The sequence below is a fragment of the Mesorhizobium sp. M8A.F.Ca.ET.161.01.1.1 genome (assembly GCF_004792105.1).
In the GTDB taxonomy this organism is placed as follows: Bacteria; Pseudomonadota; Alphaproteobacteria; order Rhizobiales; family Rhizobiaceae; genus Mesorhizobium.
In genome coordinates, this window is the sequence record NZ_SRTD01000021.1 from 1 (window position 1) to 13,910 (window position 13,910).

16 protein-coding genes are annotated in these 13,910 nt (G+C 64.6%); 13 read left to right on the forward strand and 3 right to left on the reverse strand.

The features are described 5' to 3' along the window. The first annotated feature begins 452 nt into the window (after positions 1-452). From leuC to EN804_RS30450, 3 genes are all read left to right on the forward strand, one after another. Entirely contained in the window at positions 453-1,862 is a 1,410-nt protein-coding gene (leuC, locus tag EN804_RS30440) for a 3-isopropylmalate dehydratase large subunit (RefSeq protein ID WP_135863418.1), read from the forward strand. Positions 1,863-2,019: 157 nt separating this feature from the next. Beyond that, complete coding sequence (locus EN804_RS30445; protein WP_135883207.1) at positions 2,020-3,216, forward strand: GGDEF domain-containing protein; 1,197 nt, start codon at positions 2,020-2,022, stop codon at positions 3,214-3,216. Between the two features lie 75 nt (positions 3,217-3,291). Then, the gene (locus EN804_RS30450; RefSeq protein WP_135921978.1) at positions 3,292-4,509 is read left to right on the forward strand and encodes a GGDEF domain-containing protein; all 1,218 of its coding nucleotides are present in this window, start codon (positions 3,292-3,294) and stop codon (positions 4,507-4,509) included. On the opposite strand, the gene EN804_RS30455 is transcribed toward EN804_RS30450, so the two are convergent. Continuing rightward, positions 4,493-4,855: a hypothetical protein gene (locus EN804_RS30455; RefSeq protein WP_127872906.1), complete on the reverse strand. Its 363-nt coding sequence runs from the start codon at positions 4,853-4,855 to the stop codon at positions 4,493-4,495. The genes EN804_RS30450 and EN804_RS30455 overlap by 17 nt on opposite strands. A gap of 271 nt (positions 4,856-5,126) precedes the next feature. On the opposite strand from EN804_RS30455, the gene EN804_RS30460 reads away from it, so the two are divergent. From EN804_RS30460 to EN804_RS30495, 7 genes are all read left to right on the forward strand, one after another. After that, complete coding sequence (locus tag EN804_RS30460; RefSeq protein ID WP_135921979.1) at positions 5,127-5,552, forward strand: hypothetical protein; 426 nt, start codon at positions 5,127-5,129, stop codon at positions 5,550-5,552. A gap of 256 nt (positions 5,553-5,808) precedes the next feature. After that, complete coding sequence (sdhC, locus tag EN804_RS30465; RefSeq protein WP_135921980.1) at positions 5,809-6,222, forward strand: succinate dehydrogenase, cytochrome b556 subunit; 414 nt, start codon at positions 5,809-5,811, stop codon at positions 6,220-6,222. Positions 6,223-6,224: 2 nt separating this feature from the next. Next, entirely contained in the window at positions 6,225-6,620 is a 396-nt protein-coding gene (gene sdhD, locus EN804_RS30470) for a succinate dehydrogenase, hydrophobic membrane anchor protein (RefSeq protein ID WP_135921981.1), read from the forward strand. A 4-nt stretch (positions 6,621-6,624) separates the two neighbouring features. Beyond that, entirely contained in the window at positions 6,625-8,460 is a 1,836-nt protein-coding gene (sdhA, locus tag EN804_RS30475; protein ID WP_135863409.1) for a succinate dehydrogenase flavoprotein subunit, read from the forward strand. A gap of 2 nt (positions 8,461-8,462) precedes the next feature. Next, positions 8,463-8,897, forward strand: a complete 435-nt coding sequence (locus EN804_RS30480) for a DUF3052 domain-containing protein (RefSeq protein WP_135863405.1) — start codon at positions 8,463-8,465, stop codon at positions 8,895-8,897. Next, positions 8,897-9,676 carry a succinate dehydrogenase iron-sulfur subunit gene (locus tag EN804_RS30485; RefSeq protein WP_135921982.1) on the forward strand — a complete coding sequence of 260 codons (780 nt, stop codon included), beginning with the start codon at positions 8,897-8,899 and terminating at the stop codon, positions 9,674-9,676. Before EN804_RS30480 ends, EN804_RS30485 begins: the two co-directional genes overlap by 1 nt. Before the next feature lie 227 nt (positions 9,677-9,903). After that, a complete protein-coding gene (locus tag EN804_RS30495) occupies positions 9,904-10,530 on the forward strand; it encodes a DUF480 domain-containing protein (protein WP_127276769.1) in 627 nt (208 codons plus the stop codon). A 67-nt stretch (positions 10,531-10,597) separates the two neighbouring features. On the opposite strand, the gene EN804_RS30500 is transcribed toward EN804_RS30495, so the two are convergent. After that, positions 10,598-11,023, reverse strand: coding sequence for an OsmC family protein (locus EN804_RS30500; RefSeq protein WP_059189445.1), 426 nt, complete (start codon positions 11,021-11,023; stop codon positions 10,598-10,600). A 216-nt stretch (positions 11,024-11,239) separates the two neighbouring features. Here EN804_RS30500 and EN804_RS30505 point away from each other — a divergent pair, with 216 nt between their 5' ends. The 3 genes from EN804_RS30505 to EN804_RS30515 all read left to right on the forward strand — a co-directional run bounded on the left by EN804_RS30505 (position 11,240) and on the right by EN804_RS30515 (position 12,504). Continuing rightward, a complete protein-coding gene (locus tag EN804_RS30505; protein WP_135921983.1) occupies positions 11,240-11,467 on the forward strand; it encodes a hypothetical protein in 228 nt (75 codons plus the stop codon). Beyond that, positions 11,464-11,820 carry a YciI family protein gene (locus tag EN804_RS30510; RefSeq protein ID WP_127276761.1) on the forward strand — a complete coding sequence of 119 codons (357 nt, stop codon included), beginning with the start codon at positions 11,464-11,466 and terminating at the stop codon, positions 11,818-11,820. The genes EN804_RS30505 and EN804_RS30510 overlap by 4 nt, the downstream gene beginning before the upstream one ends. 153 nt (positions 11,821-11,973) lie before the next feature. Further along, on the forward strand, positions 11,974-12,504 hold the full coding sequence (locus EN804_RS30515) for a hypothetical protein (RefSeq protein WP_135921984.1): 531 nt from the start codon (positions 11,974-11,976) through the stop codon (positions 12,502-12,504). Positions 12,505-12,564: 60 nt separating this feature from the next. Here EN804_RS30515 and EN804_RS30520 read toward each other — a convergent pair whose 3' ends face one another. Beyond that, positions 12,565-13,824 carry a ubiquinone biosynthesis hydroxylase gene (locus EN804_RS30520; protein ID WP_135921985.1) on the reverse strand — a complete coding sequence of 420 codons (1,260 nt, stop codon included), beginning with the start codon at positions 13,822-13,824 and terminating at the stop codon, positions 12,565-12,567. Positions 13,825-13,910 lie beyond the last annotated feature (86 nt).

Consider the following 13,910-nt stretch of genomic DNA (forward strand, 5'->3'; position numbering starts at 1 on the left):
CCAGCTCATCCACGGTTTAAGCCACCTGAGGGGTGACGGGCTCTCGACCGCCGCCACGGATCAGGCAAGCACCTGGTCCGTGGCACCTCAACAATGCACGATTCCAAACACACAAGGGGTGTTCCAGGGGAACGCCAGCGTCTCACTCCGCTGGAACACCCCTCATCCGTCGCCTGCGGCGACACCTTCTCCCACAAGGGGAGAAGGAAGAAGCGCTGACCCACGCCGCAATTGCCGAAAAGCCAAAACATTGCTATCTACCCGGCCATGGAAGAGCTTTTTGGCGATCCGGCTTACAAGGGATTCGTGCTGCAGGACAGAAAACGCCTGCCGTCGCGCTTTTCCGCGCGCGTGTCCGGCGCCCTGACCAGCCGACTTCGCTGATCCTGACGGCCGGCCGCGGGTTTGCGGCATCAGCTCTTTCCCATTCTCATATCGACGGATTTACGCACATGAGCGCACCGCGCACCCTCTACGACAAGATTTTCGACGACCATGTCGTCGACCGCCAGGACGACGGCACCTGCCTGCTCTATATCGACCGCCACCTCGTCCATGAAGTGACCAGCCCGCAGGCCTTCGAAGGGCTGCGCATGAGCGGCCGAAAAGTTCGCCATCCGGAAAAGACGCTGGCCGTGGTCGATCACAATGTCTCGACTTCGCCCGAGCGCAAGTTCGGCATCAAGAACGAGGAAAGCCGCATCCAGGTCGAGGCGCTGGCCAAGAACGCCAGGGATTTCGGCGTCGAGTATTATTCGGAGAACGATATCCGCCAGGGCATCGTCCACATCATCGGCCCCGAGCAGGGCTTTACGCTGCCCGGCATGACCATCGTCTGCGGCGACAGCCACACCTCCACCCATGGTGCTTTCGGCGCGCTGGCGCATGGCATCGGCACGTCCGAGGTCGAGCATGTGCTGGCGACGCAGACGCTGATCCAGCGCAAGGCCAAGAACATGCTGGTGCGCGTCGATGGCGTGCTGCCCGAAGGCGTCACCGCCAAGGACATCATCCTCGCCATCATCGGCGAGATCGGCACCGCCGGCGGCACCGGCTATGTCATCGAATATGCCGGCGAGGCGATCCGTGCGCTGTCGATGGAAGGCCGCATGACGATCTGCAACATGTCGATCGAGGGCGGTGCGCGCGCCGGCCTGATCGCGGCGGACGAGACCACCTTCGCCTATGTCAAGGACAAGCCGCGCGCGCCCAAGGGCGCTGCCTGGGACGCGGCGCTCGAATACTGGAAGACGCTGCGGACCGACGAAGGCGCGCATTTCGACAAGGTGATCGTGCTCGACGCGGCCAAGCTGCCGCCGATCGTCTCCTGGGGTTCCTCGCCCGAGGACGTCGTCTCCGTGCAAGGCATCGTGCCCAACCCGGAAGACATTCCAGACGAGAACAAGCGCACCTCCAAGCTGCGCGCGCTCGACTATATGGGCCTGACGCCGGGGACGAAAATCACCGACATCACGCTCGACCGCGTCTTCATCGGCTCCTGCACCAATGGCCGCATCGAGGATCTGCGCGCCGTCGCCAAGGTGGTCGAAGGCAAGACGGTCAGCCCGCATGTCGATGCCATGATCGTGCCGGGCTCCGGCCTGGTCAAGGAGCAGGCGGAAGCCGAGGGTCTCGACAAGATCTTCCGCGCCGCCGGGTTCGACTGGCGCGAGCCGGGCTGCTCGATGTGCCTTGCCATGAACGACGACCGGCTGAAGCCGCATGAACGCTGCGCCTCGACCTCGAACCGCAATTTCGAGGGCCGGCAGGGCTTCAAGGGCCGCACCCATCTGGTGTCGCCGGCGATGGCGGCGGCGGCGGCGATCGCCGGCCACTTCGTCGACATCCGCGACTGGAAGTAGGCCGTCCGATCCCGAGCGCATTCCAGGCCCCGGACCGCGTCGCTGTCCGGGGCCTTTCTTCATTCACGCGGCCGCATATGCGCCTTCGCTTAACCGCTTGTTTGGGCTTGCCCCCTATGGTCTTCCCCGACGTCAAACGAAGGGAAGTCACGGTCCTTTGGACACTGGCCTATTGATAGCGCTGCTCAATCCGACGATCGCGCTGGCGCTCGGCGCGGCGTTCCTCGTCCTGTGGTTCTATCAGCGCCATCGTCCCTACCTGGCGGTGCTGGCGCTCAGCTACTGCGTCTCGGCGCCGGGATTCCTGTTCCAGTATTTCACCTTGCCCATTGGCGTGGTGCTGACCAAGCTGGTGTCGAACATCTGCTTCTCCATCGCCGCCTGCTGCCTGTCCGGCGCCATCATCGCCCGCTATGGCAGGAAGGTGCCCGCAGTGGGAATCGCCGTTCTGGCGGGCGGCGGCCTTGCGGCCTTCGCGTGGTTCCTGTTCGTCACGCCGGATCTCACCTGGCGCATCCTGGCGATGAATTTCGGTTTCGGTGGCGTCAGCCTGCTCGTCGCCGCCGAACTGCGCCCGGTGCGCAACAATGGCCCGACAGAAATGATCCTGTTCGTGTTGTCGCTGCTGTCCAGCGTCAACTTCTTCGTGCGCACCCTGGTGGTGGTCATCGCGCACGGGCCCTTCGCCAGTTATGACGGCTTCTACGGCTCGTCCTATTGGACGACGGCGCTGTTGTCGCACGCGCTGCTGTCGCTGCTGATTGCGCTTTGCCTCTTCACCGCCGCCGCGCTCGACGTGATGAAGGCACTCAAGACGGAAACCCATACCGATCCGCTTTCGGGGCTGCTCAACCGCCGAGGTTTCGGGGAGCGCGCGGCCATGCTGCTGCAGCGTTGCGCCGTGGCCAAATTCCCGGTGGCGCTGGTGCTGGCCGACCTCGACCATTTCAAGGCCCTCAACGACGTGCACGGGCACGCCGCCGGCGACCGGGTGATCGCGGACTTCGCCGCCAAACTGCGCTCGGCCACGGGAGCACGAGGTGCCGCGGGCCGTATCGGCGGGGAGGAGTTCGCCGTGCTCCTGCCGCTGACCGATCTCGCCGCCGCGCGGCTGTTCGCCGAAGCGGTGCGCACGGTCTATTCGGCCGGCGGCGTCGACGGGCTTCCCGCCGGCACCAAGGTCACCGCCAGCTTCGGCGTGGCGGCCCGCAGCGGCGACGAGACGCTGGAACCCTTGATGCGCCGGGCCGACGAGGCGCTTTACAAGGCCAAGAAAAACGGTCGCGACAGCGTGCGCCTTTCCTACGAGCGACCGGAGACGGTGTTCGTGCCGGAGCCGGTCAAGGCCTGCTGACCACCACCTCCGCGCTTCGCGTTAACGTCTTTTTCGCCCGTCGATGTTTAGCTGTCGGCGGGGGTTTGAGGATCTATGAACGGCGCCAACTTCATCCTGTTGATCAACCTGTCGGTTGCCGGCCTGCTGGCGGCATCCTTCATGGCGGTCTCGTTCCATGATGCCGGCCGCGCCCCGGCGCGCTGGCTGGCGTCAGGCTATGTCCTGGGCATGGCCTACTTTGCCATCGAATTCAGCATTCCCGCCTTCAGCGACGCGCGGCTTCCGGTGGCTGCCGCCTTCGCCGTCTTCCTTGGCGCCACCATTGCCTTCAATGGCGGGCTTGCGCGAAAATATGGCGTGGCGCCGCCATGGACGCCGATGCTGTTCTTCCTGGCCGCCGCCACCTTCGCGGTCTATTTCGTGCAGGATCTGCCGCGCCAGTCGCTCACTCGCATGATGGCCTACCAGCTTCCCTACGCAGTCATGCAGTTCGTCGGCCTTGGCATCGTCTGGTCGTCGCGGCAAAGCCGTGGCCGGCTCGATCTGATCCTGATGGCGGTGCTTGCCGCCAGCGGCCTGCAGTTTGCCTCAAAGCCTTTCATCGCGCATGCGCTGGGCGGCTGGGGCGCCAATCCGCAGGCCTATCTGCAAAGCAGCTACGCGCTGGTGTCGCAGTCGCTCGGCACGGTCTTCGGGCTGGCGCTGGCGCTTCTCATTCTGGCCATCCTGGTCCGCGACATACTCGCCGAAGTGACATCGAAGTCAGAGATGGACACGCTGTCGGGCCTGCTCAACCGTGGCGGCTTCACGCGCCGAGCGGAGCTGGCCGTGCACGACGCCACGCGTTTGGGCATGCCGGTGGCGATGGTCATTGCCGATCTCGATCATTTCAAGACCATCAACGACAGTTTCGGCCATGCCTCCGGCGATCGGGTGATCGAGACCTTCGCCGGCCTGCTGCGAGAAGCGGCCGAGAGCCATCACGTGGTTGGCCGCATCGGTGGCGAGGAGTTTGCCGTTATCCTGTCAGGCGCCAATCTTGCAACCGCCCGGCTGTTCGCGGAAGGCACCCGCCACGCATTCGGCGCGTTGCCCATCAGCGGGCTGCCGGCCGACAGCCGCTGCACGTCGAGCTTCGGCATTGCCGAGCTTCACATCGGCGAGGGTTTCTCCGACCTGATGCGGCGTGCGGATGAAGCGCTCTATCTGGCAAAGAATGCCGGGCGCGACTGCGTGCGTGTCTCCACCGGGCCGGCCGATGGGCTGGCCGTGGTAAAAATCGGCCAGGCCCGTTTCAGCGGCAGGGGCTGAGCTGCGGCATCTCGCCATCGGAAAGGCCGTACATATAGGAGCGGCCCTTGACGAACACCGGCGGGCGATAGCAGTCGCCGTCGCCCGATATGTCGTCGGATTCGTTCTGGTAGATCACCTTGGGCTGGCCGGCGCTGGTGTAGTCGGACAGCTGCTTGGCCAGCTTGCCTTCGCCGACGATGATGCGCTTGTAGCCGGCGGCGCTGTCGATGACGAGATTGCCGAACGAATCGGCGTAGACGCGGTCATGGTGGCGCAAGCCGGCCTCGGCCGGCGCGGCCACCGCAACCGCAAGTGCCGTCAGCGTGACGGCCGCGAGGCTTGTCCGCACTGATTTGGCCCGCACTGATTTGGAACGCATGTCGCTCTCCCTTTGTCGGCGCGAGAGAGATCGCGCCCCGATCTGGTCCGAATCGGAAATTAACCCTTTCTTAACCTTTGTTAAGGGGAGGAGCGGTTCCGTGGCCGTTTCTTAATGAACATGGTTAATTTATAGGCGTCGCGTTCGAGTTGCCGCCGATATCCACAGCCGGCCGGCGTGGCCCGCTGGAATCCCGGGTGAACTTGATCTTGGCGCGCCGCGTGGCTAGCGTGCCCGGGCATGAGAGGGGCAGCACATGATATTTGGCCGAACGGTTCGGGAGTCGTTCGTTATTGCGCTGCTTCTCGCGGCCGGTGCCTGTGTGCCGCAAGACGGCGCGCCCAAGGCAGCGAGCACGGTGACACCCGTGGTGGCGCCTGCCGCCCCCGCCCAGCAACAGCCCGCGCCGCCGGCGACCAAGATCACCACGGACCTCACGGCGCCACGCTTCACCACCGGCGCGGCCACCTATAGATGCGGCAATGGCGGCATGATCACCATCCAGAATCTCGGCACGTCGCTGCGTGTGGTGGGGCAGGAAGGCGCCACCGAGGAGTTCGCGGCGTCGCCGGCCAACCAGAGCAGCCGCTACCAGGCGGTGACGCATGACGCAATCGTGATCGACGGACGCGAGGCGCTGGTGATGAAGAGAGGGTCGACGCCGCAGACCTGCACCCGCTGACGCAAATCCCGACACGGCAGCGCCCCGGGCCAGACATGCTGCACTGCAGCGATATCGAGCCGGCTTCGGGTGTCCGGCCGCTAATCGATTGAAGCCGCATCCGGCCTTTTAGTCAGACTAAATTACGTTTTCGAAACGGTTTTCTGGCTTTGACGCGGTGCAAAAAGAGCATTAGAAACCGGCTGTCCGAAGTCGCAACCGGAAGCGGCAATGCCGCATTTCCACCTGAGGCGGGAGACGCCGAACTGGGGCAGCCATGAGCAAATCACCAGCCACCCAAGCCAGACGCGAAAGGCCGCTTTCGCCGCACCTGACGGTCTACCGGCCGCCGATCACCATGACGATGTCGATCATCCATCGCATCACGGGTGGCGCGCTCTATTTCGGCACGCTGCTGGTCGCCGTCTGGCTGATGGCGGCGGCGAGTTCGCAAGCCACGTTCGACTGGGTGAACTGGGCTTTCGGCACCTGGCTCGGCCGGCTCATCCTGTTCGGCTACACCTGGGCGCTGATGCATCACATGCTGGGTGGTGTCCGCCATCTGGTCTGGGACACCGGCGCCGGCCTGGAAAAACCCACGGCCTCGAAGATCGCCTGGGCGACGCTTGCCGGCTCGGTCCTGCTCACACTCCTGATCTGGATCGCCGGCTATATGGCGCGGGGAGCCTGACCATGAGCACCGGAAAGACCGACATGCGTACGCCGCTCGGCAAGGTTCGCGGCCTGGGCTCGGCCCGCGAAGGCACCGGGCATTTCTGGCGCCAGCGCCTCACGGCGATCGCCAACATCCCGCTGACGCTGTTCTTCGTCGGCTTCCTCATCGCGCTCAACGGCCATGGCTACGCGGAAGTGCGCGCGACGCTCGCCAATCCCTTCGTGGCCCTGGTGCTGGCGCTGATGCTCATCTCTGGGCTCTATCATATGCGGCTCGGCATGCAGGTGATCATCGAGGACTATCTGCATGGCGAGGGCATGAAGCTCGCGCTGATCGCACTCAACACCTTCTTTTCGATAGCGGTCGGCGTCGCTTCGCTCTTCGCCCTGCTCAAACTGGCATTCGGAGGCTGAAGTCTTGGCCCAGGACACGAAATCAGCCAACACGGCAGGCTACACCTTTGTCGACCACAAGTTCGACGTGGTCATCGTCGGCGCCGGAGGCGCTGGCCTGCGCGCCACGCTCGGCATGGCCGAACAGGGCCTGCGCACGGCCTGCATCACCAAAGTGTTCCCGACGCGCTCGCATACGGTCGCCGCGCAAGGCGGCATCGCCGCCTCGCTCGCCAATATGGGTCCGGACAACTGGCAGTGGCACCTCTTCGACACCGTCAAGGGGTCGGACTGGCTGGGCGACATCGACGCGCAGGAATACATGGTGCGCGAGGCGCCTGCGGCAGTCTACGAGCTCGAGCACTACGGCGTGCCGTTCTCGCGCACGGAAGAGGGCAAGATCTACCAGCGGCCCTTCGGCGGCATGATGATGAATTTCGGCGAAGGGCCGCCGGTGCAGCGCACCTGCGCGGCCGCCGACCGTACCGGTCATGCCATGCTGCACACGCTCTACGGCCAGTCGCTGAAGAACAACGCGCAGTTCTTCATCGAATATTTCGCGCTCGACCTGATCACGGAGCCGGACGGCACCTGCACCGGCGTGGTGGCCTGGAACCTCGACGACGGCACCATCCACCGTTTCTCCGCCAAGATGGTGGTGCTGGCGACCGGCGGCTATGGCCGCGCCTATTTCTCCGCCACTTCGGCGCATACCTGCACCGGCGACGGCGGCGGCATGGCGGCGCGCGCGGGGCTTGCGCTGCAGGACATGGAGTTCGTGCAGTTCCATCCGACCGGCATCTACGGCGCCGGCTGCCTGATCACCGAAGGCGCGCGCGGCGAGGGCGGCTATCTCGTCAATTCCGAGGGTGAGCGCTTCATGGAGCGCTATGCGCCGTCGGCCAAGGACCTTGCCTCGCGCGACGTGGTCTCACGCTGCATGACGATGGAGATCCGCGAAGGCCGCGGCGTCGGGCCGAAGAAAGATCACATCTTCCTGCACCTCGACCATCTCGACCCGGCCGTGCTGCATGAGCGGCTGCCGGGCATCTCGGAATCGGCCAAGATCTTCGCCGGCGTCGACCTGACCAAGGAGCCGATCCCGGTGCTGCCGACGGTGCATTACAATATGGGCGGCGTGCCGACCAATTACTGGGGCGAGGTGCTCAACCCGACCGCCGAAAATCCAGACCGGGTCTCGCCCGGCCTGATGGCGGTCGGCGAGGCCGCCTGCGCATCCGTGCACGGCGCCAACCGGCTGGGCTCGAATTCGCTGATCGATCTGGTCGTCTTCGGCCGTGCCGCGGCCATCCGCGCCGGCGAGGTGATCGACCGCAATTCGCCCATCCCTTCGCCCAACGCGGCCTCGGTCGAGAAGATCATGGACCGCTTCGACAGGCTGCGTCATGCCAACGGCTCAACGCCGACGGCGGTGCTGCGCGAGAAGATGCAACGCGCCATGCAGGAGGACGCTGCGGTGTTCCGCACGCAGGAATCGCTCGAAAAAGGCTGCAAGCGCGTTTCCGAGATCTGGGGCGAGCTCAAGGACATCAAGGTCACCGACCGCTCGATGATCTGGAATTCGGACCTGGTCGAGACGCTGGAGCTGGAAAACCTGATGGCCAACGCCATCACCACCGTCTATGGCGCCGAAGCGCGCAAGGAGAGCCGCGGCGCGCATGCGCGGGAAGATTTTTCCGCCCGTGACGATGCCAACTGGCGCAAGCACACGCTTGCCCATCTGAGCGAGGACGGCAATGTCACGCTGACCTACCGGCCGGTGCACACCGAGCCGCTGGTGGCCGAAAAGGACGGCGGCATCAGTCTCGCCAAGATCGCGCCGAAGGCGCGCGTGTACTGACAATGGCTACGGCGGCGGGATATTCCGGTACGCCCCTTCCGGCCAAGCTCGGCCTGAAGGACGGCATGATTGCCGCCTTCATCGCGCTGCCGAGGGAGCTCGAGAGCCTCACAGGGGCCGTTGATTTCGCCGAGGTCGACCGGCTGGCCGAATGGTCCGACATTTCGGGCGCAACCCTGAAATACGATGCCGTCCACGCCTTCACCAGACAGCGCGCCGAGATCGAGGATCGCCTCGGCACCGTCGAAGCGGCGATCAAGCGCGATGGCATGGTCTGGGTGTCCTGGCCAAAGAAAGCCTCGAAGGTGGTCACCGACGTCACCGAGGGCGTTGTCCGCGCTGAAGCGCTCAAGCTCGACCTTGTCGACGTCAAGGTCGCCGCCGTGAATGAAATCTGGTCCGGGCTGAAGCTCGTCATCCGAAAGGACCTGAGGTAATGGTCGAACTCACGCTTCCCAAGAATTCCAAGGTCCAGCAGGGCAAGACCTGGCCGAAGCCGGAAGGCGCGACCAACCTGCGCGAATACCGCATCTACCGCTGGTCGCCGGATGATGACGAGAACCCGCGCATGGACACCTATTTCGTCGACATGGACGATTGCGGGCCGATGGTGCTCGACGCGCTGCTCTACATCAAGAACAAGATCGACCCGACGCTGGCCTTGCGCCGCTCCTGCCGCGAAGGCATTTGCGGCTCCTGCGCCATGAACATCGACGGCTCGAACACGCTCGCCTGCACCAAGGGCTGTGACGACATTTCCGGCGCCGTCAAGGTCTACCCGCTGCCGCATATGCAGGTGGTCAAGGACCTGGTGCCGGACCTCACCAATTTCTATGCCCAGCACGCCTCGATCGAGCCGTGGCTGAAGACGGTGTCGCCGACGCCAGCCAAGGAATGGCTGCAGAGCCATAAGGACCGCGAGAAGCTCGACGGGCTTTACGAGTGCATCCTGTGTGCCTGCTGCTCGACGTCCTGCCCGAGCTACTGGTGGAACGGCGACCGCTATCTCGGCCCGGCGACGCTGCTGCAGGCCTATCGCTGGCTGATCGACAGCCGCGACGAGGCCAAGGGCGAACGGCTCGACAATCTCGAAGACCCGTTCCGGCTCTACCGCTGCCACACCATCATGAACTGCGCGCAGACCTGCCCGAAGGGGCTGAACCCCGCCAAGGCGATCGCCGAGATCAAGAAGATGATGGTGGAGAGACGGGTTTAGGCCTTCGCTTGCGGCAATCTCCAACGCAGCGATCCTTCGCGCCCCCCTTTGTCCTGCCGGACATCTCCCCCACGGATGGGGAGATTGGCCGTCATCCTGGCTTTGGCCAATCTCAAGGTTGAAAGATCGGGCGCCGTCGGCGAAGCTGCCGATCCCCCATGGGGGGAGATGTCCGGCAGGACAGAGAGGGGCGCTGTCCCGCGAGCGTCAGAAAGGATAGCAGCCCAATGACTGACCTTCCCATCCTCTCTCCCGTCGAAGCGCGCGTGCTTGGCTGCCTGATCGAGAAGAAGGAGCTGACGCCGGACGTCTATCCGCTGACGCTCAATGCGGCACTTGCCGCGGCCAACCAGAAGACGGCGCGCGAGCCTGTCATGGCGCTGGAACAGACAGAGGTGCACCGGGCGCTGAAGCTGCTTGAGCAGAAAGGGCTGGTGCGGCAGATGTTCGGCTCGCGCGTCGAGCGCTACGAGCACCAGATGGCGCAGCGCTTTTCGCTGACCACGCCGCAGACCGCCTTGCTTGGCCTGCTCTTGCTGCGCGGACCGCAGACGGCGCATGAACTGCTGGCGCGAGCCGAGCGCATGGCACGGTTTTCGTCGATCGAGGATCTGCGCGGAGAACTCGACATGCTGATCGGCCGCCGGCCGCCGTTGGTGCAGGAAATTCCGCGCGGGCCGGGCCAGCGCGAGGACCGCTATGTGCATCTGCTCGCCGGCCCGGTGGACGTCGCAGCGCTATCGGCGCAACGGAGTGTGACGGCGATGCCTGCCTCCGACCTGGAAGCGCGGTTGGAGGCGCTGGAGCAGGAAGTCGCGGCACTGCGCGCGCGGCTCGATGCGCTGGGCGCTTAGCCCTCTTCTCTGATTAACGTGCCCGGCGCGACCATGCGCGCCGGATTTCACACGGGATGCCGCAATCTCAGCCAAGCCTGGCGTCGAGCGAAACCTTGATCGCGCCGAGCGCCTTCGAGACCGGGCATTCGGCCTTGGCCTTCTCGGCCAGTTCCTTGAACTTCGCCGCATCGATGCCGGGCACCTTGCCGACCAGCGTGATCGCGCTGCCGGTAATGCCAGTGCCGGGGACCAGCGTCACCACCGCCTTGGCGTCGAGCTCGGCGGCCGGCGTGCCATTCTCGGCCAGGAAGTGCGAAAGCTGCATGGCGTAGCAGCCGGCATGGGCGGCGGCGATCAACTCTTCCGGATTGGTGCCGGACTTGCCGCTTTCGTCCTCGAAGCGCGCCTTGAACGAATAGGGCGTACCCTTCAGGGTTCCGCTCTGCGTGTCGAGCGTGCCCTTGCCTTCTTTCAGATTGCCTTTCCAGACGGCGTTTGCGGTGCGGTCCATGGAGTCCTCCTGGGTTGTCGTGAACTTGTCCTGGGTGAGCCAGTGTCAGGCCAACTATAGCGCGGGCGTGCGCGAAGACCACTGCGCTGTTTGCACCACGGCACGATGACGGCTCCTTCTTCTTCCGGGAAAAATATCCATGCAAAAATGTCGGCTTCCATCCGGGCCGACCGTCCTGCGGGCGGCCACCGAGGTTGTGGCCGGATGGAGGCTCACATGGACAATCTGTTTTTCGCGCTGTGGAAGAGGCCGGGCCGCAGGCCTGAGCGAGAGGAAGACTTCTGGCTGGACCCGCCGGCGTCCGGCTTCGGCAGGTTGCTGGCCGCTGTTGCCATCATTGTGGTCGCGGCATGCCTTCTCGATCATGCGGCCGCGGTCGCCAGCAAGGCTGACATGGTTGTCGCCGCATCCTATGGTTTGTCACAGGAAGGGAACTTGAAATGAAATATGTCTGCCTGGTCTATGGCGAGGAAAAAGACCTTTATGCACTTACCGCCGAAAGGTCGGCCAAACTCGACGCCGACTCGCTGGCCTATGACAGGTCATTGGATCAACAAGGCAAGCTGATCGTCGCGCAGGCACTGCAGTCGGTGACGACAGCCAAGACCGTGCGCCGTCGCACGGGCAAGCGGTTGATCATCGATGGGCCCTTCGCCGAAACCAAGGAGCAGTTGCTTGGCTTCGTCATGGTCGAGGCCGAAAATCTCGACGAGGCGCTGGACATTGCCGCCGGCATTCCGCTGGCCGAAATCGGCACGATCGAGGTTCGGGCCGTCTACGACATACCGGGGTCATAGGCGGCCCCCGGCTTCGATGGCGCGAACCGGCTTGTTTACCCGCCTAAGCTTCACCAGCCACGAATTGTTTTTTCTTCGTTAGAGGCAACTCTTGCGTGTTGAAGCAACGCGACGGTTCTCCTATCGTCGCCGGGATTTTCGGGGGATTTGGACATGCCTTTCCTGATTGCTGTCCTTGGCGTGCTCGGCGCGGCGGCGTTCTGGTGGTACCGGATGAAGGCGATGAACGACGCCGCGCGCGAGGTCGCCGACGTCGTCGGGCGCGTGCAAGGCAACATCAGGCGCAAGAAACTGCGCAAGCAGGCCGCGCTCTCGCCGCTGACGGCGATCGACGATCCGGTTGTGGCCGCCGCGACGCTGATCACCGCGATGGTTTCGGAGGATGGCCCGGTTCTGCCGCAGCGCGAGGCCGTCATTCGCGAGGTGATTTCGCAGATCGCGGCCGGCCAGAAGAAGACCGACGAGGCGGTTGTCTATGCCAAGTGGGCTGCCTCGCAAATAGACGACACCACCATTGTCATCGACAAGCTAGCACCCTTCTTGCGCGAGCGCCTCGACCCGAGCGAACGGGACGATCTGCTGCAGATGCTGAACCGGGTTGCTCAGGGCGGAGAGCGGAGCCTGAAGATACCGGACCAGCGCATGCTGCGACTGCGCCAGAAGCTCGGTTTTGAAGTGAACTAGGACCCTTGGGTCCATCGGCAGTTCGCAGACCTTGGTGATTGATGACGAAGCTGGGCAGGTTCAGATCGCCTCGCCCTTCAGCAGCCTTGGCGTGCCGGCGGAAAGGCCCGATGCCTGGCGGATGAAGAACTCCTTCAGCCGTGGCATGCGTTCGACGAGGCCGAGGCCGATGTCGCGGACGGTGCGCAGCGGGGTGATGTCGTTGGAAAACAGCCGGTTCAGCACATCCGTCGTGACGCCCATCTGCACCGTGTCGAAACGGCGCCATTGCTGGTAGCGTTCCAGCACGTCGAGCGCGCCGATGTCCTGGCCGAGCCGGTCGGCCTCGACGATCACCTCGGCAAGTGCGGCTACATCCTTGAAGCCGAGATTGAGGCCCTGGCCGGCAATCGGATGGATGCCGTGCGCGGCGTCGCCGGCAAGTGCGATGCGCGGCGCGACGAAGGCGCGCGCGATGGTGAGGCCGAGCGGCCAGGCGCGCGGCTTGTCGGCGACGCGGATTTCTCCCAACTTGAGGCCGAAGCGCTGTTCGAGTTCATGCTCGAAGACGAGATCGTCGCCTTCCACGAGCGTCTTGGCGTCTTCCGCCCGTTCGACCCAGACGATCGACGAACGGTTGGTGCCGTCCTCGTCGGGTTTCAGCGGCAGAGTGGCGAAGGGGCCGGCGGGCAGGAAATGCTCTTCGGCGCGACCATTGTGCGGCCGCTCGTGAGCGACGGTGCAGACGATGCCGGACTGGCCGTATTCCCACTTGACCGTCTTGATGCCGGCCATGTCGCGCAGTTTCGAATTGACACCGTCGGCGGCAACCAGCAGCCGCGCCGTCAACGTGGCGCCGTCGGCCAGGTGCACCGTGATGCCGGCGCCATTGGTCTCAAAACCTTGCACCGCCACGCCTTCGATGATGTCGATGCCGAGCTTTTCGGCTTTGGCCCGCAAGGCGCCGTTCAACGCCCGGTTGGCGACCATGTGCGCGAAGGGTTCGCCCGGCGCCACCTCGCCGCCGAAGGTCAGGAAAACCGGGCGCACCGGATCGGCGCTGCGTGAGTCGGTGATGATCATCTCGGTGATCGCTTGCGCCCTCGGCGCGATTTCGGCCCAGACGCCGAGCTGGTCGAGCATGCGGCACGCGGCCGCGGCGATGGCCGAGGCGCGGCCATCCCTTTGCCAGGATCCGGCGGGCGCCGCATCGACCAGCGCCACGGCGAGGCCCGGCCGTGCCTGCTTCAGCGAGACGGCGGCGGCCAGGCCGACATAGCCGGCACCGGCGACGAGAACATCGAGCCCGGATCTGGTCTTGGCGTCGGCCTTGCCTTCCATTGTCCTGGCTCCTTCTCTCGGCGACCCTTTGCGCGCCGCCCGGGGGCTCGCGCCCTTGACGGCTCGTTCTTCCTGTCGGAAACCGC